Origin of the sequence: Enterococcus sp. DIV0970a (genome assembly GCF_051711265.1) — a bacterium.
Lineage (GTDB): Bacteria > Bacillota > Bacilli > Lactobacillales > Enterococcaceae > Enterococcus_D > Enterococcus_D casseliflavus.
The window spans coordinates 282,225-304,780 of sequence record NZ_JBIOMF010000001.1 but is presented as its reverse complement, the minus strand read 5'-3'; the positions used below and the strand labels follow the sequence as shown (position 1 = coordinate 304,780).

21 protein-coding genes are annotated in these 22,556 nt (G+C 44.6%); 7 read left to right on the top strand and 14 right to left on the bottom strand.

Annotated elements, in window-relative coordinates; genetic code table 11:
• Positions 1-87: 87 nt before the first annotated feature.
• The 4 genes from spx to IGK14_RS01465 form a co-directional block, all read right to left on the bottom strand.
• Positions 88-537: a transcriptional regulator Spx gene (spx, locus tag IGK14_RS01480; RefSeq protein ID WP_010748641.1), complete on the bottom strand. Its 450-nt coding sequence runs from the start codon at positions 535-537 to the stop codon at positions 88-90.
• A 50-nt stretch (positions 538-587) separates the two neighbouring features.
• Positions 588-989, bottom strand: coding sequence for an Asp23/Gls24 family envelope stress response protein (locus IGK14_RS01475; protein ID WP_010748640.1), 402 nt, complete (start codon positions 987-989; stop codon positions 588-590).
• A gap of 286 nt (positions 990-1,275) precedes the next feature.
• Positions 1,276-2,721, bottom strand: a complete 1,446-nt coding sequence (locus tag IGK14_RS01470) for a peptidoglycan DD-metalloendopeptidase family protein (protein WP_270286655.1) — start codon at positions 2,719-2,721, stop codon at positions 1,276-1,278.
• Between the two features lie 234 nt (positions 2,722-2,955).
• Positions 2,956-4,317 carry a citrate/2-methylcitrate synthase gene (locus IGK14_RS01465; RefSeq protein WP_010748638.1) on the bottom strand — a complete coding sequence of 454 codons (1,362 nt, stop codon included), beginning with the start codon at positions 4,315-4,317 and terminating at the stop codon, positions 2,956-2,958.
• A gap of 235 nt (positions 4,318-4,552) precedes the next feature.
• Here IGK14_RS01465 and acnA point away from each other — a divergent pair, with 235 nt between their 5' ends.
• From acnA to IGK14_RS01445, 4 genes are all read left to right on the top strand, one after another.
• A complete protein-coding gene (acnA, locus tag IGK14_RS01460) occupies positions 4,553-7,249 on the top strand; it encodes an aconitate hydratase AcnA (protein WP_438711487.1) in 2,697 nt (898 codons plus the stop codon).
• The gene (gene icd / locus IGK14_RS01455) at positions 7,242-8,492 is read left to right on the top strand and encodes an NADP-dependent isocitrate dehydrogenase (protein WP_010748636.1); all 1,251 of its coding nucleotides are present in this window, start codon (positions 7,242-7,244) and stop codon (positions 8,490-8,492) included. The genes acnA and icd overlap by 8 nt, the downstream gene beginning before the upstream one ends.
• 104 nt (positions 8,493-8,596) lie before the next feature.
• Complete coding sequence (locus IGK14_RS01450) at positions 8,597-9,451, top strand: helix-turn-helix domain-containing protein (protein WP_010748635.1); 855 nt, start codon at positions 8,597-8,599, stop codon at positions 9,449-9,451.
• A 105-nt stretch (positions 9,452-9,556) separates the two neighbouring features.
• Positions 9,557-10,096, top strand: a complete 540-nt coding sequence (locus tag IGK14_RS01445; protein ID WP_438711485.1) for a biotin transporter BioY — start codon at positions 9,557-9,559, stop codon at positions 10,094-10,096.
• Positions 10,097-10,187: 91 nt separating this feature from the next.
• Here the strand turns inward: IGK14_RS01445 and IGK14_RS01440 are convergent, their stop codons facing one another.
• The 6 genes from IGK14_RS01440 to IGK14_RS01415 form a co-directional block, all read right to left on the bottom strand.
• Positions 10,188-10,754 carry a nucleotidyltransferase family protein gene (locus IGK14_RS01440; RefSeq protein ID WP_010748634.1) on the bottom strand — a complete coding sequence of 189 codons (567 nt, stop codon included), beginning with the start codon at positions 10,752-10,754 and terminating at the stop codon, positions 10,188-10,190.
• Between the two features lie 30 nt (positions 10,755-10,784).
• On the bottom strand, positions 10,785-11,534 hold the full coding sequence (locus IGK14_RS01435; protein WP_010748633.1) for a 3-oxoacyl-ACP reductase: 750 nt from the start codon (positions 11,532-11,534) through the stop codon (positions 10,785-10,787).
• Positions 11,531-11,752 carry a DUF2829 domain-containing protein gene (locus IGK14_RS01430; protein ID WP_005227147.1) on the bottom strand — a complete coding sequence of 74 codons (222 nt, stop codon included), beginning with the start codon at positions 11,750-11,752 and terminating at the stop codon, positions 11,531-11,533. The genes IGK14_RS01435 and IGK14_RS01430 overlap by 4 nt, the downstream gene beginning before the upstream one ends.
• Before the next feature lie 85 nt (positions 11,753-11,837).
• On the bottom strand, positions 11,838-12,731 hold the full coding sequence (locus IGK14_RS01425) for a metallophosphoesterase (RefSeq protein WP_010748632.1): 894 nt from the start codon (positions 12,729-12,731) through the stop codon (positions 11,838-11,840).
• 1 nt (position 12,732) lies between these two features.
• A complete protein-coding gene (locus tag IGK14_RS01420) occupies positions 12,733-13,110 on the bottom strand; it encodes an iron-sulfur cluster biosynthesis family protein (RefSeq protein ID WP_005227145.1) in 378 nt (125 codons plus the stop codon).
• Between the two features lie 15 nt (positions 13,111-13,125).
• Positions 13,126-13,695, bottom strand: a complete 570-nt coding sequence (locus IGK14_RS01415; protein WP_010748631.1) for a GNAT family N-acetyltransferase — start codon at positions 13,693-13,695, stop codon at positions 13,126-13,128.
• A 107-nt stretch (positions 13,696-13,802) separates the two neighbouring features.
• Here IGK14_RS01415 and IGK14_RS01410 point away from each other — a divergent pair, with 107 nt between their 5' ends.
• Both IGK14_RS01410 and IGK14_RS01405 read left to right on the top strand, forming a co-directional pair.
• The gene (locus tag IGK14_RS01410) at positions 13,803-14,255 is read left to right on the top strand and encodes a YueI family protein (protein ID WP_010748630.1); all 453 of its coding nucleotides are present in this window, start codon (positions 13,803-13,805) and stop codon (positions 14,253-14,255) included.
• Positions 14,256-14,269: 14 nt separating this feature from the next.
• Complete coding sequence (locus tag IGK14_RS01405) at positions 14,270-14,689, top strand: hypothetical protein (RefSeq protein ID WP_010748629.1); 420 nt, start codon at positions 14,270-14,272, stop codon at positions 14,687-14,689.
• Between the two features lie 220 nt (positions 14,690-14,909).
• Here the strand turns inward: IGK14_RS01405 and IGK14_RS01400 are convergent, their stop codons facing one another.
• Positions 14,910-16,370: a LysM peptidoglycan-binding domain-containing protein gene (locus IGK14_RS01400; RefSeq protein WP_010748628.1), complete on the bottom strand. Its 1,461-nt coding sequence runs from the start codon at positions 16,368-16,370 to the stop codon at positions 14,910-14,912.
• A gap of 903 nt (positions 16,371-17,273) precedes the next feature.
• A complete protein-coding gene (gene gshAB, locus IGK14_RS01395) occupies positions 17,274-19,538 on the bottom strand; it encodes a bifunctional glutamate--cysteine ligase GshA/glutathione synthetase GshB (protein WP_010748627.1) in 2,265 nt (754 codons plus the stop codon).
• 246 nt (positions 19,539-19,784) lie between these two features.
• Here gshAB and IGK14_RS01390 point away from each other — a divergent pair, with 246 nt between their 5' ends.
• The gene (locus tag IGK14_RS01390; RefSeq protein ID WP_005227140.1) at positions 19,785-20,153 is read left to right on the top strand and encodes a BlaI/MecI/CopY family transcriptional regulator; all 369 of its coding nucleotides are present in this window, start codon (positions 19,785-19,787) and stop codon (positions 20,151-20,153) included.
• A gap of 281 nt (positions 20,154-20,434) precedes the next feature.
• Here the strand turns inward: IGK14_RS01390 and ftsY are convergent, their stop codons facing one another.
• Positions 20,435-21,727, bottom strand: coding sequence for a signal recognition particle-docking protein FtsY (gene ftsY, locus IGK14_RS01385; RefSeq protein ID WP_010748626.1), 1,293 nt, complete (start codon positions 21,725-21,727; stop codon positions 20,435-20,437).
• 1 nt (position 21,728) lies between these two features.
• Entirely contained in the window at positions 21,729-22,547 is an 819-nt protein-coding gene (locus IGK14_RS01380) for a Cof-type HAD-IIB family hydrolase (RefSeq protein ID WP_010748625.1), read from the bottom strand.
• Between the last annotated feature and the right edge of the window lie 9 nt (positions 22,548-22,556).

Below are 22,556 nucleotides of genomic sequence, written 5' to 3'. Positions count from 1 at the left end.
CGGATCCCTTTAAGAAGACCCTTAAAAAATACCAAAAAAACCGACAATGATACATCGCTGTATTCATTTGCCGGTTTTGTTCCTATTTTAGATAAAGTTCGCAACAGATTCGCCTTCTTCTTGCTTTTGGCGATAATTAAACATGAGCAGCTCTGTTTGACGTCGTTTGAAAATGATCTTTCGTAAGTTTCGTGGCACGAATTTACGAATGTCTTCTTCATTGTATCCCACTTGGAGCTTGTTCTCATCTAAGATAATTGGTCGTTTCAATAAGTTCGGGTATTTTTCGATCAATGAAAGCAGCTCCTCTAGCTTCAACTCTTCTAAATCAATGTCTAGCTTTTGGTACACTTTCGAACGAGTAGATATAATGTCTTCCGTTCCATTTTTCGTTAAAGAAAGAATCTCCATTAGTTCATCACTATTTAATGGATCGCTAAAAATGTTTCTCTCTTTAAATGGTAGTTCATTTTCGGTCAACCATGCACGGGCTTTACGACATGACGTACAGCTGGGTGTTGTATATAGTGATATCATTTGTTCATTCTTCCTTTCTCTTTGATGTACTTCGATTTTTTGTTTGGTGCTCAACCTTCGATTTGATCGATCGTTTCCTGTTTGACGATATCGGCGATTCGAATATTGATCTCTTTGACTTTCAAAGAAGTCAAGCGGCTAATTTCTTCTAAGACCACTTCTTGGACTTGCGCTAAGAGTTTGGGGATATCTTTGCCGTAAGCCACGATTACTTCCAAGTCAACTGCAACCTCTTCTTTGCCAACTTCCACATCAATGCCAGAAGCGACTTGCGGCTGTTCTTCAAGGTTTTCGGTCATATCTGAAAGAAATCTGCCATTTACACTAATCAAGCCATCAATTGACTGCAAAGCGACACCAACAATTGTTTCAATGACTTTCTCTTCAAAGGACAGTGGACTTGCTTGCGCTGCTTCATTAGACACATTCGTTGTTTGCTGATCGTCAGTCATTTTTCACACTCCTTGGTTAAATAAGAAAGGATACTAGAGACATCGCAAAGTCGCATACACGACCTTGTCTAAAGTGGACATTCCTCTTGGGAATTTTTTTCCCTACCTTTTTAGCATAAATTCTTTTTGTTTTTTTTACAAAGAAAAACACTTGTTTTCGGAATAAATTTATCGTGCAAGATAAAATGAATGCGCTAAAAAAATCTCAAAGCATAATTTTCCTGAAATGATTCGTTTTTCTTGACAAAAAAAAAGAAAGCATCTACAACGCTCTCTTTTTCTCGTGTTATTTTGACAAAACTTCCAACGGATCAATCAGTTGGTGTCGCGCTAAACTTGGTGAAAGACTGACTTCAAAATGCAAGTGCGGGCCTGTACTGTTCCCCGTACTTCCCATAGAAGCAATCACCTCGCCTTGTTCGACCGTTTGACCGACTTCCACTAAATTGCGATGATTGTGGGCATACAATGTCGTCAGCCCATCTTTGTGCTCAATGGCAACATAATTTCCCCATGAAGAATGATATTCTGAGCGGATCACCGTTCCTGAAAGACTAGCCATGATTGGCGTTCCTTGTGGTGCGGCGAAGTCCACTCCACGATGAAACCCATTGCCTCGCGGACCAAAGACAGAGGAGACAACTGGATTGCTGACAGGATAGATCATCTTTTCGCTGCCTGTCGGTAATTCTGGTTTCTCTTTGTCATAACTCGTCAGTGCATACGCTTCGATCAGCGCATTCAGCTTCTCATTGTATTGTGTATCTGATGCATAACGTCCGGTCAGATATTCCGTGGCGTCTTCATAAGATTCCGTTTCTGATTTCCAAACACCTTTATAAAAATTCGGATTGTGGTCCAATCCTTCTTTCAACAATTTCGCATAATCTTTCAAAGAAGATTCGATGCTGTCATATTGGCGAAAAGTGGCATGAACTGTGTATAAATTACCAGAACCATCGTCTTCTTGCGTTTGGAAGGAAATCCCATTCCCTTCATAAAGTCCCTTAATACCAAATAAGTTATAAAAAGGCTCCTGGCTCAGACGGCTTCTTCCGCTGCCAGACTCTAAAATCGCTTGGGCAATCATGACCGATGCGTAAAGATCTTCTTCTTGTCCAACTTTACGAGCATCTTCTCCAATCTCCATAATAAAGTCCCACGTTTCTTTGACTGGCGTGACTTCAAATTTTGCTGGCTCATCTTCTTGCGGCGGCGTTACCGTCAACTCTGGTACATTCGGTACTTCTTTGATGTCAGGCGAAGGCTGGCTTGGTGTTGATTCTGGCTCAGGATTTGGTGTTGTCTCTGGTTCTGGTTCTGGATTTGGTGCTGGATTTGGTGCTGGTTCTTCTGGTTCTGGCGCCGGCTCAGGTGTTGGTTCTGGTTCTGGATTCGGCTCAGGATCAGGATTTGGTGTCGGCTCTTCTGGTTCCGGTGTTGGTTCTGGTGTCGGGGTTGGTTCTGGTTCTGGCAAAGGTTCTGGTGTTGGCTGTTCAGGAGCAGGTGTTGACTCTCCTGGAACTACTTCGCCGTTTTCTCCTGGTACCGTTGCGGCATCTTCAGGAACCAAGCCCATGGTTGGCCCGTTCACTCCCGGAACCGTTGACTCAGCTGTATTTTGACCTGCAGTAGACTCGTTCGTCAAAACAGATGCCGCAGCCGATACTGGCAGCATTGTTGAAAATTGACTGGTAATAATGGCAATCGCCATCCATTTTTTTATTTTCATTCGTGAACTTTCCTCCTTTATTCCTCCCTCTATCATACAAAAAATGCAAGAAACTTTGTAATCAATTTTTGCATTCCTATATGAAAAACGAGAAAAACTTGAATTTTCTAATGAACGAATGATCCAAGCCATTCATTTTCTCTCTAGTAAAAATACGCAAAAAAAGGCTCAATCCTTCTCTTTTCGAGTGTCCAAAACAAAAACAGCAGCGAGCTTCCTCCCTGCTGTTTTGATCTATCTTGACTCTATATCGATATATTCCCGATCGTTTGACACTTCTTTGTAGGCGGGACGCATGATTTTTTGTGCGTTGACCAGCTCTTCGATCCGATGGGCGGACCAGCCGACGATCCGCGCGATAGCAAACATTGGTGTATACAGTTCTTCTGGCAGATCCAACATGTTATAAACAAACCCGCTGAAAAAGTCGATATTGGCACTGACTCCTTTGTAGATTTTGCGCTTTTCATTGATGACTTGAGGAGCAATACGTTCGACCATCGTATACAATTGATATTCTTGCCAAGCTTCTGATCCTTTTTCTTGGGCCAGTTTTGCCACATAATTTTTAAAAATCGCCGCACGGGGATCGTTGTCGCTGTATACCGCGTGGCCCATGCCATAAATCAATCCTTTACGGTCAAACGCTTCTTTATCTAAAACTGCTTCCAAATAGCTGCGGATCGCCTGTTCATCGGTAAGGTCAGCAACGTTACGCTTCAAATCTCCCATCATTTCTGTCACTTTGATATTAGCACCACCGTGTTTAGGCCCTTTCAAAGAACCTAGCGCTGCAGCAATCGTTGAATAGGTATCCGTCCCACTGGAGGTAACGACTCGTGTCGTAAAGGTCGAATTATTCCCGCCGCCATGTTCCATATGCAAAACCAGTGCCATATCCAATGTTTGGGCTTCTTGGAAGCTATATTCTTTCGTTGGACGTAGCATAGTCAAAATCGTTTCAGCTGTACTCAACTCTTCGGTCGGTCGGTGGATATACATACTCTCCCCTTGATTGTAATGATTGTAGGCATGATAGCCGTAGATTGCCAAGAGCGGAAAGACACTGATCAGCATCAGACTTTGTTCCAATACATTTTCAATGCTGATGTCATCTGCTTGTGGATCGTAACTTGCCAGTGTCAAGATACTGCGAGATAAGCTATTCATGATATCAGAAGAAGGTGCTTTCATAATGACGTCACGAACAAAATTGGTCGGCAATGTACGTTTTTCTGCTAATAGGCAATGAAAGGCCGCAAGTTCTGTTTTGTTTGGCAGTTCGCCGAAAAGTAATAAATATGCAACCTCTTCAAAGCCAAAGCGTTTTTCATTGACGAACCCTGCAACTAACTCGTTGATGTCAATTCCGCGATAACGCAGCTCGCCACAAGCTTCAATTGGCTTACCAGCAATGATTTTTTCTGGATAAATGGTGGAGATCGTCGTAAGCCCTGCTAAGACCCCCGTGCCATTTAAATCCCTCAGTCCACGTTTCACATCATATTCTGAATAAAGATTCACATCTATCAAATTGTATTTCTGACATTGCGATGCAAGATAGGACATCTTCTCTTTCTTTTCTAATCTTTCCACGGTGATGTTACCTCCAATCTTTCTACAAACTATCGATTACAATGTTATTTAACCGTATACAAACATCGTTAAAATAGTCATCCTATAAAATCGTTGCTTTTTAACAAACTTTCACACATTATAGCACGATGTTTATAAAATGAAATATTTTTCATAAATTTAATTGATTTTTTAAATTATCAACGTATAATTATTCCTAATAAGTACGTTTATCTTCGTAAAAAGGAGGATTCTTATGAAGTGGCAATCTCAACTCACCGTCAAGGATACGCAATACACGTATATTGACTTAGCGAAAATCACCCAAGACTTAGGGGCTGATTTATCTCGCTTGCCCTACTCCATTCGAGTTTTATTGGAAAGTGTTGCTCGTCATCAAGACGAGGAAATTACAGAGGATTATTTACCATTTTTAGCGAACTGGCAGGCAGAAACCCCTACTGGTGTCGTGCCATTCAAACCAGAGCGGGTCGTTTTGCAAGACTTTACTGGGGTACCCGCAGTCGTTGATTTGGCTGCCATGCGGGATGCGATGGTCGCTTTAGGCGGTGCCGCAGAAGACATCAATCCTGAGATCCCCGTCACACTCGTCGTCGACCACTCTGTGCAAGTCGATCAAGCCGGTACTCCTGGGGCGATCGCTTTTAATACGGAGCGGGAATTTGAACGCAATGCAGAACGCTATCAATTCTTGAAATGGGCGCAAGGTTCTTTCGACAATTTCGAAGTCGTTCCACCTGAAACAGGGATCATTCATCAAGTCAACATCGAATCGTTGTCTGATGTGATCTTGCAAAAAACACACGAAGATCAACGACTGCTGTTTCCTGATACATTGCAAGGAACCGATTCTCACACCACGATGATCAACGGCTTGGGGGTTCTCGGTTGGGGGGTTGGCGGTATTGAAGCGGAAGCTGCGATTCTTGGCGAACCTTCTTTCTCCCCTACGCCTGAAGTCATCGGGGTGAAATTTATCAACGAGATGCCTGCAGGTACCACCGCCACCGATTTAGCACTAAAAGTAACTGAAGTGCTGCGGATCGAAAAAGTGGTCGGAAAATTTGTCGAATACTTCGGTCCTGGCTATCGCCATTTAAGTTTAGCTGATCGAGCAACGTTAGCAAACATGGCTCCCGAATATGGTGCGACTTGCGGTTTTTGTCCGATTGATCAAGAGACCTTGAACTACTTAGCAACGACCGGTCGCTCCAGCGAGCTGATCGAACTCGTTGCCGCTTACGCCAAAGCCAACCATTTCTTTTATGATGAAGCGATCGTGCCAACCTATACTAAGACGATCACCATCGATCTAGCAGAAGTTCAGCCAGCATTAGCAGGGCCCAAGCGCCCGCAAGATCGGATTTTGCTTCCAGCAGTCCGTCAGGATTTTGAACAATCGGTCACGGCTGCCGTCGGTCCCAAGGGCTTTGGTCTTTCAGAGGACGAATGGCAAAAAGAAGCCAGCGTTACCTGGTCAGATGCTGCACCTGACAAATTAGTGACCGGCGATATCGTCTTGGCGGCGATCACTAGCTGTACGAATACGAGCAATCCCTTCGTCATGCTCTCGGCAGGCTTATTGGCTAAAAAAGCCATTGAAAAAGGTCTGACCGTCTCTCGTACGGTCAAAACCTCCCTTGCACCTGGCTCCCAGATCGTGACCACCTATTTGCAAAACAGTGGTTTGCTGCCGTATTTAGAGCAACTCGGCTTTTATTTGGTGGGCTACGGTTGTACCACCTGTATCGGAAATTCAGGTCCTTTAGAAGCGCAGGTCGCTGAAGCAATTGAGGCAGACAATCTACTGGCGGCATCGGTTCTGTCAGGCAATCGAAATTTTGAAGGAAGAATCCATCCACAGATTAAAGCCAATTATTTGGCTTCACCGCCATTAGTTGTTGCCTATGCCATCGCTGGCAGCATTCGCAAAGATCTCACAAAAGAACCGTTAGCTATCGTCAATGACGAGCCGGTGTATTTGTCTGATATTTGGCCTAGCAATGAAGAAGTCAATGCTTACGTTCAAGAGTACGTCGGACCAGAAGCATTTCGCGCTGCCTATGAGCATCTTTTTGATGCCAATGAACGCTGGAATGCGATCGAAACCACCACGAGCGCATGTTATGAATGGGAGGAGCAATCCACTTACATCGCTCATCCGCCCTACTTTGAAACATTGACCAAAGAGTTGCCTAAACCAGATGTCTTAGCTGATCTGAAAGTCTTGGCAAAATTGGGTGATTCCGTCACCACTGACCATATTTCTCCTGCTGGCAGCATCAGTATGGATTCTGCAGCTGGAAAATTTTTACAAGAAAAAGAAGTTCCGTATCGTGAATTCAACTCCTTTGGTTCGCGACGCGGCAATCATCAGATTATGATGCGGGGGACTTTCGGCAACATCCGTCTGCAAAACCAGCTAGTGCCTGGCAGTACTGGCAGTGTCACGCATTATTTTCCAACAGGGGAAACCCTGTCGATATTTGACGCAGCTATGAATTACCAAAAAGCTGGTCAAAGCTGTATCATTTTAGCTGGTAAAGATTATGGCATGGGTTCTTCTCGCGACTGGGCCGCCAAAGGAACACAATTGTTAGGCGTTAAAGTCGTCTTAGCAGAAAGCTTCGAACGAATCCATCGCAGCAACTTGGTCATGATGGGGATCATTCCGCTTGAATATCTTGCTGGTGAAAGTGCTGCATCATTTGATTTGGACGGCAGCGAAACATTCTCGATCGCTTTGCCAGAAGAGCCAGTGGTCAAGCAGCTGATCGAAGTCACTGCGCAACGGATCGACGGAGGGACTGCCTCCTTTATGACCCGCCTGCGCTTTGATGCCCCTGCAGATATTCGCTATTGGAAGCATCAAGGAATTTTACCGATGGTCATTCGAAAAAAAGCTGAATTAGGAGGAACTGCCCATGCCTAACCAAACAACCCATGAAGTAACGACGATCACCATTCCTTACATTGCAGGAGACGGCATCGGTGCCGAGATTTGGCAGGCTGCGCAACCTGTGATTGATGCCGCTGTAAATAAAGCCTATGACAATCAACGCCGTATCGAATGGCTGGAAGTTTTAGCTGGAGAAGCCGCCTTTGAACAGACGGGGGAATGGCTGCCGCAAGCAACCATCGATACGATCAAGGCTCAACAATACGCCTTAAAAGGACCGTTGACTACCCCAATTGGCGAGGGCTTTCGCTCCTTGAATGTCACCTTGCGGCAAACGCTGGATCTTTATGCCTGTGTCAGACCTGTTCGCTATTTTACAGGGGTCCCTTCGCCTTTAAAGCAGCCAGAAAAAACCGATATGGTGATCTTTCGAGAAAATACTGAAGATGTTTATGCTGGCATCGAATTTGCCAAAGACGACGACGCAACGCAGCGTCTGATCCAGACATTGCAAGCAGACTTTGCTGTCAAGGCGATTCGTTTTCCTAAAACTGCCGCTATCGGCATCAAGCCGATCTCTTTAGAAGGCAGTCAGCGCTTGATCGCTGCTGCCATTGAGTATGCGATCGCTCAAAAGCGGCCCACGGTGACACTGGTGCATAAAGGCAATATCATGAAATTTACAGAAGGCGGCTTTAAAAACTGGGGCTATCAGCTTGCAGAGACCACATACACCGACCAGTGTTTTACAATGAATCAATACAACAAAATCAAAGCAGAAAGCGGCTCAAAGGCAGCCGAAGCCGCTCTTGCCTCGGCAAAAGCGGCTGGGAAAATCGTTGTTAACGACGTGATCGCAGACAACTTTTTACAACAGATCCTTTTGTATCCAGAAAAATTCGACGTCATTGCCACTTGTAATTTGAACGGCGACTACATTTCTGATGCACTTGCTGCACAAGTCGGCGGCATCGGGATCGCCCCCGGTGCCAATATCAACTACGCTACTGGGGCAGCCATCTTTGAAGCTACCCACGGAACAGCACCGGATATCGCAGGACTTGGCAAAGCCAATCCCTGTTCGCTGCTGCTGTCAGCGTGCATGCTATTAGAACATTTGAACTGGCCAGAAGCAGCCCAAATCCTAACACAAGCCATTGAACAAGCCTTGCAAAGTCAACACGTCACTGCCGACTTCGCGCAGTTGATGCCAGAAGCGGTCTGTTTAACGACACAAGCGTTTGGTGAACACCTCCTTCAGTTGATCCATTCGTAAACTCAAGCTGTGATTGAGTCGGCATTTGCCTGCTCAATCACAGCTTGATTGCGTTTTCACCTTTTGAGAAACTATACTTAGAGCATGAAAGGGGGAATTCATTTATGAGTGAATTCAACATGAGAAAAATCGGTCAGCAGATCGCTGCCAAACGCAAAGAAAAAAATCTGACCCAAAGCAACTTGGCCGACCAGTTACTTGTCAGCTATCAGGCGGTCAGTAATTGGGAGCGGGGCAACTCACTGCCGGACATTGAAAAATTGCCGCAGCTAGCAGCGATTTTAGACCTATCCATCGATGAGCTGTTAGGGAAGCCAGCAGCTGCGGTGCAACATTATCAAGCAGGAACCGCACAGCCAGAAGAAATCGCCGAACTAGCTCCGCTGATCAAACCGCAAGAATTGTCAGCGTTGATTCAAGAAGAACCGTTTCAAGAAACTTCTTTAGATTTAGACTTATTGCCTAGGCTAGCACCTCATTTGACCAGCGCAGACTTGCAGCACCTGCTAAATGGTGCCGAGAATATCCCAGAAGAGGTACTGGAAGAACTCCTGCCTTTTTTGAAAAAGCCCCAAGTAGAAGAGCTCCTGAAAGGTAAGCACTATTCCATGGCTTTTTGGGAAGAGGCGGCGCCCTTTTTACCCCCCAACTTTTTGGCGGGAGAAATCAAAGGCTGGCTTGAAAATCCTGACTTCCGCTTTTCTGAGATTGAAGAACTGCTGCCCTTTTTACCTGCGCCTTATCTGGATGAACTCCTGCTGACTGCCCTGGAACAGCCAAACGTTGCCGCATCAGAACGCTTGGCTTATGATGAAATCGAAGAACTGCTGCCGTTTCTAACAGAAGCAACGATCTGCCGGCTCGTTCAAGCACTGCCCTTCTCAACAGATGAGCTGGAAGAGATCGCCCCTTTCCTCTCCTCAAAGAACTTGATTGTCCTTTTAAAAAAAGAACACTAAAAAAACAAGATTCTTCTTTACTTTTGGTAAACTACCGTTTATAATTTCGTTAACCAAATAATTTATTTTTAGGTTAACGAAATTATTATTAGAGAGAAGGATTCGATGAAATTATCATTACGTGAACAAATCCATGCCGCTTTATTTGCGATCATTATTGCTGGTCTTTCCCAACTGACGATTCCATTAGGTTTGATCCCATTGACAGGACAAACCTTTGCGATCGGGCTGGCGGTGACTTTCCTCGGCACGCGAACTGGAACGATGGCGATCATCATCTACTTGCTGTTAGGATTGATTGGTTTGCCCGTTTTCGCTGGTTTTTCCAGCGGTGTCGGTGTTTTGTTAGGACCAACTGGTGGCTATTTAGTCGGCTTCCTCTTTAATGGATTGCTTACTGGATTGATCGTAGAAAAAACAGCGTTTCGCTACACAGGAGCAGTGATCGGCAATATTGTCGGTGCGCTGGCAACTTTGTTGTTTGGTACATTGTGGCTGAAATGGAGCACGGGCATGGCATGGCCGGCTGCCTTTAACGGTGTCTTTGTTCTGTTTATTATCCCTGGGATCATCAAAGCCGTTGCCGCAGCTTATCTAGGTATCTTTTTAAGAAACCGCTTGGCGCAACCATTGGCTTTACGTTAATAAAAAACACTCGCGTCATATGCAGCGATTCCCATCAGTTAGCTTTCTCGTCTAACTTTTGAAAATCGCCGCATCACGCGAGTGTTCTTTTTTATTTCTTCCCCTCTTCAATCGAGAGCTGCGGCCAAATTTTCTGCCACTGCTTCATCGCTTGGCGTTGTCGATAAACCGCAAGATACTGTTCATTTTGGGCAAAATGCGGTGTTGGACGCACCCGAAAACTGCAAATATCCTGCCAGCCAAAAGGCGCCATCAATTCAAGCTTGCCTTGATTCATTCGTGCCGCTACCGCTGTACAACGCTCTGGAAACTTCGTTAAAGCATCGAAGGTACTTGTATAAGGCGGCTCCTCGGCAAAATTATGTTGGTGCATCAACGCTTGGTTTCGAACCTCCCAAGGAAATTCGGGAAACGAGCGGCGCAGTTGCGCTTCGATCGCTGCTGTTTCTTCTATGCTTACAGTCGGATCATAAAACACGACATCAATATCGGTCAGCGGCACCTCCGCTATTTTCCCACTGAGAAACCCCCATAAATAATTCCGCAGGTACCCAGCACACAGCCAGCAATCCGACAGCTGCAACGCTTCAATGATCGTAAGCAGTTGTCGACATTCACGATTTTTTGCAAACAAGTTCTGGATCGCTTGTTCCTTCATTGGCGTCCTCCTCTAATGGGTTCAGGCTAGTTATTTCAAGGTCCAACCACCGTCGATGGGCACGATCGCCCCCTGCAAGTAACTAGCTTGCGGGCTGGCAAGAAAAAGGGTCAGCGCTGCAACTTCTTCTGGTTGCGCCCAACGCTTGACTGGCGTCTCTTCTGCCACCCATTGCGCCATTTTCCCGTCACCCGCAAAATCAGCCGCATTCATCGGCGTTTGAATCGCACCGGGCGCGATGCCCTTTACCGAGATCCCTTGATCTGCAACATCCAATGCCAACTGTTTGGTAAACCCGACGATCGCGTGTTTTGCGGTTGTATAGGCGATCCCGCCCCCACCTGCGACCATTCCAGCGATGGACGCCATATTGATGATCGTTCCGCCGCCATTGGCTTGCATCAGCGGCAAAATTTCTTTCGTTAAATAAAACATGCTGGAGACATTGGTTTGAAATATCTCCTCCCACTCCATTGACGTCGTCTCAGCGATCGTATGATAGCCGTCAAGCTTTCCTGCTGTATTTAACAAGACCGTGATACCGCCAAAGTGCGTCACACAAGCTTGGACCGCTGCAAGACAATTTTCTTTCACCGCTAAGTCACAACATGTGCCGAAAAAGCGGGGCTGGGCTAAAAGCGTATCAGGAAACGATTGGCAGTCAACACCAAATACTTGAGCGCCTTCTGCAAGAAACACCTCTGCTTGCGCTTTACCGATACCTGAAGCAGCCCCTGTGACAAACACAATCGTTTTGTCATCGATCCACGCTGCCGTCATTCCACGATTTTCCAATCTTCCGCAAGAATGTCGCAAACAGTCGGTGCGAAACTCGAGAATCCCTCGTCTGCTGTTTTGATCAAAAAGTAAGGGGTGACTGGGGCATTGTCGTACACTTCGCCTTCAACGAATGTCACATAAAGTTCAAAGCCGCCCCAACCTTCACGAATGATTTTTTTGCCAGCTTTTAATTCTGGTAAGATTTCTTCAAATGTCATGATTTTTCTCCTTTGTGTGTTTCTTCTAATGGTTTAAATTGCTTGGAAATTCAATCACGAAAACAAGCAGGACTCGTTTGCTGCGCTAATACGGCAGCAGCGTGATCGCTTGCGCCAATTCCTCTACAAGATGCGCCGTTTTATAGTCCTCAAATGCCTCATGATGGTTTCGCAGCAGCGTCCGAACTTTCGTTGGAGAATATGCTTCTGCTAAGTGATTTTCCAAAACGAAGCGTCGGGTCAACTGCCATTCATAATAGTAGCCGAAGGGACGGCAATAGTAGCTGGTTCCCGCAAGCTCCTTTTTCTCAAAGCGTCGATGGGTATGCCCAAAGACGACTGCCCGCACATTGGCGTACTGGTCGATCACTGCGCCAAAATCGGGCGACCCCAAAAACGCATTTAGGTGGTTCCAGCGGGCGTACTTGCCGGTCTGCCGCACAATAAACGCTTCTTGGGGCACAAAATGCGTAGAAAGAAAAATTTCTTGGTCTTGCGGCAAATGGGCCAATGTTTCCGCTAAACGCTCATTGATGGCTTGGCTGATCTCCTTATCCGATCCCTTTCGTTGAATCATGCGGTCATACCAAAACAAATTTTTCAGCCGCAAGATCTCAGCTTCACTGGTCAGATCAGAATATTGGTAGTCATACCAGCCATTGATTCCCAACAGCTGTGTTTTTTCTGATAAGCGATACGTCTGAAAATTAAGAAAGGCGGGATCATCGAAAGCCTCGATCTCTTGTTCCGTCAAGTCCACCATTTCATGATTGCCCCAGTGAAAGGTCGTTGGCACCTGTCGACTTTGAAAAAATGCGACCACGTCTAATAGCCGTTGTTTTTTATTCGCCACATCTCCTGCCAGATGCAGATGGGTCACCTGATTTTGCTGCAAATAATCAGCGATCAGCTGCAGATGGGGATCAAATAATTGGTTGATATCGACGTGCAAGTCGCTAATAACCGCCAACGTGCCCATCTCAGCGGCCCGCCGTCTGCTTTTCGATCCGTAACAATTGGACATCGTTAGCTAAGATCCCGCTATTTCCCACCAATTGCAACCGTTGATAGGTCGGTTCCACCTGCATCCGAGTCTGTTCTTCTAAATACACCTGAGCCCCTTGCTTCAACCAAATCGTGCCTAAGGGTGTCGTTAAAGGGGTGTCGTAGATCGCCAATCCTTCTTCTGGATAGCTTTGCGGCACGATGATCAGGCGAAAATGGATGTCCAAACGGCAGGTGATCTCCGTTGCAGGAAACGGACCAACGCCGTCTTCAAAATCCAAGTAGAGACGATCATCTGGCTGCACATAAGGGGTTATTTTTTCAATTGCTGCTGGCTCAATGTTCAGTTCCATGACGAGAGCCCTCCTTTACATGATAGGTTTTTTCCATTCCTCAAGGGTGATGCCACGCGTGACTTCATCGATGATTTCTTCACCCGATTTGCGGGCAGCTGGGATCGTTGCTTCCAATTTCATCCCAATTTTCTCCATGACCCGTCCAGACTTGGGATTTCGGGCATCATGTCGAGCAAAAATTCGAATCAATTCGAGTGTTTCAAAACCGAAATGCAGCAGTGCCATTGCCGCTTCTGGCATGATCCCTTGCCCCCAATAATCGCGACTCAATGTATAACCGAGCTCAGCGATCTCTTTTTCTGATTCTACCCGCAAATCGATGGTCCCGATCATTTTTCCTGAGTCTTTTTCTTCGATCGCAAATTTTCCTAAGGGTGCAGCAACAAAATACTCGGCGATGCGTAGTTTTGTTTCTTCAACCGACCCATGTCTAGCAAAGACGAAGGTCGTCGTTTCTTCATCATTTGCATAGGCAAACATGTCCGCTGCATCCGCCAAGGAAACAGGACGCAAGAGCAGCCTCGGTGTCTCCAACCGTTGATTTTCTGCTAACAATAGCAAATGTCGTTCTTTTGTTGTCATAGGATCCCTACTTTCTGTCAATACTCTCTCACGATCGCACCCCTCTTTTGCTATTTGCTGGATATGCTATAATAAGCATAAGTAAACGCTTTGAGGAGGATACTTCAATGTCAGACGAATTAGAAAAACGCCTTGATACAGGAATGTATGGGACGCCTCGCGTCAACCCAGATGAACAGCGCAAGTATTTAGGCACGTTTCGTGAACGGTGTTATCTTAGTATGACAGTAACAGAAATGAAGAAGAAGGACAACCAGAAAACGCTCTTGAACGCCTTACCAGATTATCAAGGAGCGCTCGTGCTGCTTAATGGAAAATTGCCAGAATCGATCCAGACCGATTACATCACTTTACTGACCAAACAACAGATGGAATTTCGGATCGTCTCCGATGCCCAAGATGCTGGTCCAGACAGTATCGGCTTGCTGATTGCTGGGAAAGAAGCCGTCAATGAAGACGTCATCGATATCGAAAAAAAATTCCCTGCAGCTGCCGCTCCATCGGATAAAGAGCAGGAACAACCAGAGAAAACGTCATTTTGGAAACGTCTTTTCCATTAAAAGGAGGAACTATCATGGAACAATCAACACCGCCCTACCTTTCATTAAAGAAAGAACTGCTTGATGCTTTGGATCTGCATATCGATTTGTTAAAAACGGCACCCACGATCGAATCCAGCCATCTAGATGGCGTATTGTTCATGATGCGCAGCTTGGGTTTTATGCTGGATCGCGCTCCGAAAGTACTCCTGCTGGAGGATAAGAATGAAATGAACTTTATGATGTTTCAATATTATAGCCTCCTGTCGGAACTGAAGTACAATCTGGTTTTAAACTTTCCCTACGCCTCGATTCAAGGCGTACCGTTATTAACCTTGATCCAACGTTTTCCTACCACTTATGAAAAAGAAATGAAACAATGGTGGGAAGCCCGAACGGGTCTCAAGGTGGAAGAAACAAAACAAACGATTGAAATCGCTGCTTTTGAAGGATAAGAACATCCAAAAAAGGCTCGCGATACTTCCTGCAGATAGAAAGTACTGGATATAATAGTTTGCTAGTAAAGCGAACCATAAAGCAGGACGTTAACGTATTTCTCATGATTTCTTCAAAGAAAAACCAGTCAGAGGCAGTTTCTGACTGGTTTTTATTAGTTTTAAGTTGTATTCTTCTTAATTTATTTGATACATCAAAGAATCAACTTATCTTTTTTATTTAGTAAAAATCAACTGTAAAACCAATTGGATCTCCATTTGCATTTAGCGCTGGCCGAATAACAAAGCGTGTAAACTCTAAAAACTTCCCTTCAGCCCATAAAGAATATGCACTTGCACTCGCTTCTGCACTAGTAGCTGCAAAAATGCCGCTATTGCCCAGATTGACTGGAATATTCACATCTGTTTCGCCATCGCCAGAGCCATCTTCTCCGCCATCTACATCTGTATCTCCGCCACCAGAACCATCTTCTCCACCATCGGTATCTGTGTCACCGCCACCAGAGCCGTCTTCGCCACCGTCTACATCTGTATCTCCGCCACCAGAGCCATTCTCTCCACCATCGGTATCTGTATCTCCGCCACCAGAGCCATTTTCGCCGCCATCTACATCTGTATCTCCGCCACCGGAACCGTTATCTCCGCCGTCTACATCTTTATCATCTTCGTCTTTATTAAATACACCAAATTCAATATAGATATAATCGCCTACAAAATGAACTTCATGCCCCTTAACTACTTCTGGATAATTTTCATGCTTCCAAGCAGTAGCTTCCTCGTTACTTAGGAATGGTCCGACACGTAGACGAGTATAATATGAATTCTCATAGACAACTTCAACTACAATTTCACGGTCAGTCGCGCCTCCATTATCAGGTGTCGGAATATTGAACTCAATATAGATATAGTTTCCTTCTAGATAGATTTGTAGGTCTGAAACTAATCCAACATAGTTTTCAAGCAGCCATGCCGCCACTTCATCGGTAGTTAAGAATGGTCCGACACGGAGGCGTGTAATTTCTTCATTTTCTGCAACGACTGTCACTTCAAACTCTCGATCAGCTGGTGGATTAGTGGAACCATTATCTCCACCTGAACCATTATCCGTTGCTGGTGGTGTTGGGTTTGTGGAGTCCTCTCCTGATCCATTATCTGTTGCAGGCGGCGTTGGTTTTGTTGATCCGTCTCCTGATCCGTTATCTGTTGCTGGAGGTGTCGGTTTTGTAGAGACATTTGATCCATTATTACTGTTTCCAGGATTTGTATTGCTTCCTCCCCCAATTGGTTTGGTCGGATCAATTTTGTCAGTATCTTGAATCACTGCTTGACTAATCGTATTACCCTCTGCATCCTTTAGAGAAACCACATTTCCATCAAACACTAATTTGTTGCCAGCATAAATCAAGTCAATATTGTAAATATTATTCCATTGTGCTAGACGTTCGATCGTAATATTTGTCGCTTTACTGATGGCGCTAAGTGTATCACCCCAAACAATCGTATATTCATTCCCAGTAATATCAGCTTTGATTTGTTCGGGTGTTCTGGCAACCCATACGCTTGCGGAAATAGGGGATGCTGTTTCTTCTGATGCCGAAACTTGATTTGATAATGCACCAGCCGTAAAAATTGTTGCTAGTAATGCCAACGTTTTAACAATCTTACCATTAAATTTTTTCATTCCGTACTCTCCTTTTTATAATGCTATTATATTCAACTTATTACACACCATAACCTGATTAAAATTTCAGGATGGATCTGTATAATAAATTTAGTATACTTATCTACGCAGAAGGGCTCGTGTGAATCATAGCCCGTTGAAAGACAGAAAAGAGCGGCTAAAGAAAAAGTGATTCCTCGGTTGGAAGCACTAAAACCATTGATTTAAGCCTACGAAAAAAGCCTGCACACTGAATGAAGAACCGACAAAGCACTGTCAAACATTCGCAGGGATCGGAAAAAATCATCCATATCCTTTGTGTACCTATAAGGTGCTGCCAAAGGACCGTTCCGCAAATTCTTAAAGCAATGCGCCTATGTTTAGGAGTCACTCATCGAACCACAATCAGTTTCGGCTATAAAACCTGCCTTACTTCCAAATAACTTGAACATTGAGTATCGATTCAACTCAGTTTCCGATGATGAACTTTCGTTTTTGATTCAATTGAAAACAATCTTTGCACTTCTTTTGTCACTAACAAAGTTAAGAGAATCCGTCTGCCTTTGCCGCTTTTTTGATGTTACTCATTTTGTTATATGTAAAAGCATAGTTGAAAGACAATATCTATGTTCATATCTTTTTTATACATGCTGACCTAATTTAGCGGCTCTTCAAAAAACGATAGTTATTTAATCGTGTATAAAAAAACTAAAACTTCCTCTCTTTAGATTACCAAAAATACAATTATTTTTCCAGTATTCATATTAAAATAAATATTATTTGATAAATAAAGACAAAAAACGAGGGGATTAACTATTATGCTAACTGTCAGATCAGGAATCAAACAACGATATAAAAAAAACTGCACACTTTGAAAGGAACTCTCCTTCCAAAGTGTGCAGTTCTTTGCTTTTTGTACTTCCATCAGCTCTCGAAGACTTCAGGGAACAACAGGCGTAAAACAGACATAGTTAAGCGTCGGCCTTTCCCGCTGTATGGATAAACGTGCATATGCATCGCTGGGTTGAAATTGGCTTCAATGATTCCATAAGCCCCCGGTTCATTGGCTGGCTTGGTTTTATCTGGAATAATCAGATCGATTCCGCTGATAGATGCTTGTAATGCGGCTACCGCATCGACTGCTACTTGTTTGTAATCATCGTTGAAGTCATCCGTCACATCGATAGAATCACCGCCAGTACTGATATTCGAGTTTTCTCGCAAATAAACGATCTGCCCCTCTTCGGGTACTGAATCCACTTGATACCCTTGCTCTTTTAACATCAGTTGTTCCAGTTCCCCTAATTGGATCAGCTCTAATGGGGTCCGATGATGGGTGCCGCGCAATGGATCGAGATTTTTCTCTGCGACGAGTTCCGTGATCGTGCGCTTGCCGTCACCCACGACATTGGCAGGGATACGTAGTAAAATCGCATCGACTCGCCCATCGATCACGAAGAACCGATATTCCGTCCCTGACAAAAAAGTCTCAACGAGGATCGAATCATCTTCCGCAAAGGCAATGGCGACCGCCGCTTGATAATCCGCTAAAGAGGCACCTTCTTTGAAAATCGAGATACCGATCCCATAGTTGGTGGTTTTCGGTTTTACCACAAACCCGCTGTGGGCAATCTGAGGATAAAACGTGATCGCTTCTTCTGCCGAAGCGAACTCAGCGCCACTTGGTACATGAAAGCCATTTTCGGCTAAGATTTTTTTAGTGACCGTTTTATTCGCCATGATCAATGGGACGATGTACTGATCCTTACTGGTCATATTGGCATTTTTAACATATTCGATGTGGTCTCTCACGGCTAATTTCAAGAATTGATCCGTTTCATCCAGTACCGTCACTTCGATTCCTTTTTGGATCGCATCGAACAAGAGAATCTGGGTCGACAATTCCATTGCTCGAAAGCCAGCTAATTGATACGGTTTTTCCCAAGCAGCTTGATGATACTTTTGTCCCAGCAATGTTGCTGTCTGGGCTTGACTGGTTGCTTGACTTGCTGAGAAAAGACGTCCCGCGAAGGTTCTTTCTGGTTCAGCCAGCATTTCTGAAAGCTGATCCAAAAATGGTGGATGCGGCAGCTCAAGGGCTTGGGCAAAGTCCATCATTTCAGTAATCAGCGCTTGCGCTTCTTGCTGATAAGTCAAAGGTGCAAGCGGATGTTCTAATGCGACCTGATCATTTTTCTGATTGCCCTCTTCGATCCACGCATCCGCATCGCTGCCTTCTTCTTTTGTACTTAAAAACAATAAGAAGAAATGCAAGAATGCGACTTGCTCTTTGGAAATCCCATAGCGGGCAAAGGGATCGATGTCAATATTTCTTAACTCAATATAACGGATACCCGCTGAGGCTAAATCTGCGACCCGTTTTCCCCCACGTAGACGCACTGGCGCATAAAATTCTTTTTCTTCTGAAAGCTTTCCCGTCTCCACTAATTTGGCAATATCTGCAAGATAGGTCTCTAACGAAGCGTAAGATACCTTGACGTCTTCGTGATTCGTGTACCCATAGCGGCTATTGCGAATACTGCGGACTGGTTCTTGCGGTCCGTTTTCTGTCGTAAAATAATTGGCTTCTGAAGCAGGAGTCGCCCCAAAGAAATACGTCAAAAACCAGCGATAGTGCAAATAATTGCGAGTTACTTTCAAATAAAGTGCCGTTTTAAACGTCTGGAAGCTTTCCTTCGTTTCAGACAAAGCATACAGCTGCTGCAAAAAGTCTTCCGCAAATTCGAAATTGAAATGAATCCCACTGACCATTTGCTTGCGGCGACCATATGTTTTAGCTAAATAGCGGCGATAGAGCACATCTTCAAATTGATCTAATTTAGCAATGACGATGTCTTCTTCTTTTTCTGGTAAAGCCGGTGGCATACTCAATGGCCAGAGCATTTCTTCTGCTGACATCGAACGATACGCCACATCATGAATCGCCCCTAAAAAACGGAACAATTCATCCACGGAATCAGCGACGGGCGTAATCAGTTCCAGTTGATTTTCGGAAAAATCCGTTTGGATATACGGATGGAAGCGCCGATTGCCTAACGTTTTAGGATGATCGGTACCTGCAAACGTCCCATCAAGCCGCACCCGCTGCGCTTCACGCTCAATCCCGTAGCGTCCTTTCAATAAATAGGGAAAAAGCTCTTTATGTGATAACAATGTTTTTATTTTCATTCGACTGCCCTCTATGTTCTTCTACTAAATTTTTTCTCAAATGCTATTTCTTTCCATCTATTATAGTGAAAACTGGTGAAAAATGCAGAAATTTGCTCCTCACTTGTAATATCTCTTACTAAAATTACCAAGAATTTATAAAATACTTGAATAAATTTGATATTTACCTTCAAAATAAAGTATACTGCTTATAGAACAGTAAATTATTATGTCCATATTACTCTTTTTTGAAAGGAAGAATAGTGAATGAAGCCACTTAATCTTACCAAACGCGAACGTCAAATCATGAATATCTTTTGGAATTCAGACAAACCTCTTTCTGCAAATGACATTGCTGTCCAACAGCAAGATCTAAGCAAGAATACCATTCAAGCAGTCGTACGTAAACTAAAAAACCACGACTTATTGAAAGTAGCGGATATCGGCTACAGCGGTACTGTTTTGACTCGGTTGTATTCTCCGAATGTGACCCAAGAAGACTTCTTAGCAGCAGAATTGTCTGATCAATCTTTATTGAATTTGATTACGAACTTTATCGAAACCAATAAAGATATCGATACATTGAACAACTTGGAAAAAATGATCACTGAGCGCCAAGGGGAACTTAAGAAATAATCTTTCCCCATCGTTCAACTCGTTGTATTCTGCCTGATACTTCCCAAAGTTTTTAGACAGCGCAGAAGAAAACGAAGCCTTCAAACTGCTTTTCCTGATTTTTGGCAAAGTCGTGCATCGCTGTACCCACATTTGCCACGCCAAGTGTTCTCAGCTTTACGTCACAAGTCAAGCTCGTGGAAAGAGACGACGACCCGTTTTCTCTTCCCTTTGATCTCACAAAAGCAACAATAAAGGAGAGCCATGTGTAGGTGTATCACCTAACACAGGGCTCTGTTTTTTTATTCTTTGATCAAGCCTTTGAATAAGCCAACGACAAATTCATTTGGATCAAATGGTTCTAAATCATTGATGCCTTCTCCGAGTCCCACTAATTTGACGGGCAGCCGCAGCTCGTTACGGATCGCCAAGACGATCCCCCCTTTAGCCGTTCCATCAAGTTTGGTTAAGACGAGACCAGAAACATCCGTCGTTTCTTTAAATTGTTTTGCTTGATTCATCGCGTTTTGACCCGTTGTTGCATCCAACACGAGCAGGACTTCATGAGGGGCCGTTGGGTCCACTCGTTGAATGATCCGTTTGATTTTTTCTAGTTCGTTCATCAAATTGACTTTGTTTTGCAAACGACCCGCGGTATCTACTAATAAAACGTCAGCATTTTCTCGTTTTGCGCGCTCCATCGCATCAAACACGACTGCTGCTGGATCGCCTCCTGCATTGCCACGAACGACTTCAACACCAGCCCGTTCACCCCAGACCACTAATTGATCGATGGCACCGGCACGGAAAGTATCCGCTGCTGCCAATAAGACTTTTTTGCCTTCGGCTTTGAATTGATGGGCTAATTTCCCGATGCTGGTGGTTTTTCCAACACCGTTCACGCCAACAAATAAAATGACGGTCAACCCCGACTGCATATTCAACTCGTTAACTTCACCGACACCCGCTTCCCCATATAGGTCAACCAATTTTTCGATGATGACATTTTGGACATCTGCCGTTTTCTTCACATTACGTAGTTTGACTTCTTGTCTCAATGCATCCGCGATCTTCATCGCCGCATCAAAGCCGACGTCTGCGCCAATCAGCGTTTCTTCCACTTCTTCGAAGAAGTCTTCGTCCACCGTACGGAAGTTGGCAAACAATTCGTTCATCCGTTGCCCAAAGGTTTTCCGTGATTTCGTCAATCCTTTGGTGTATTTATCCTGCACACTTTCCGTTTCTGGCGCTGGTTGAAGGATTGGTGTAGCCGCTGGGGTTTCCTCTGATGGTACATCCTTAGCCACTTCTTCTGGAATACTTGGTGCTTCTTCTCCTTTGTTCGCTGTCGTTGCTTCTTGCTGCAGGGACACTTCAGCAGTTTCTTGCTCTGCCTCCAAATCACTGGAGTCGGCGGTTTCTGCAGGTGCCACTGGTTCTGAAGCGCCTTGTTCAGCAGGAGTTTGTGCTGGCTGGCTTTCTTCTGAACGCTGTGCCTCTGGTGAGTCAGCATCGACTAACGGTTTGTCAATTTCTTGCTCTGCTTCTTTGGTTTCTCCAATCAGCGCTTTTTTGATTTTGTCAAAAAATCCCATCTTACGCACCTCCTTTTAAGACATATTCTTCAATCACTGCTGCCACACCGTCTTCTTGGTTTGAAACGGTGACAACGTCAGCCGCTTCTTTAATGATTGGCACGGCATTGGCCATCGCTACGCCAATCCCTGCATAGCGAATCATCGGCAAGTCATTTTCTTCATCACCGATCGCCATCACTTCTTCTTGCTTGATCCCTAAATCTTGCGCCAATAGGCTGATACCATAGGCTTTGGTGATTCCTTTAGGCATAAATTCCAACAGGTTATTCCGGCTTTTGATGATTTCATATTTCTCGCGGATCTCTGAGGAAATCTCAGGGATCTTAGGATCCAAGACTTCCTGATGGTAGGCGATCACCGCTTTATTATAGAGCATCGATTCATCCAGATCAGCTACGGCAAAAGGACGACAATCCAATAAAGGATTCAACGAGCCATAAATCGATGGATGCGCTGCTGAAGTGGGTAAACTCAAGACAACCTCTTCGGATACCACGTCTAGAGGCAAATTCAAGTCTTCCGCCACTGAAACCAATTCATGGATATCTGCCAGCTGCATCGCTGCTTTTTCAATGATCTCGCCAGTCTCATTTTTTTGAACCAAACCGCCGTTAAAGGTGATGCTATAGTCGCCGGGTTCTTTCAGCGATAATTCTTCTAAGTACGGACGGATCGCCCGTAATGGACGTCCCGTACAAATGACGATTTTTACGCCTTGTGCTTTGGCACGAGCAAGTACCTCTTTGTTGCGAGGAGTCACTTCTTTTTTGTCATTCAATAACGTTCCATCTAAATCGATCGCAATCAGTTTAATCATATCATTCCT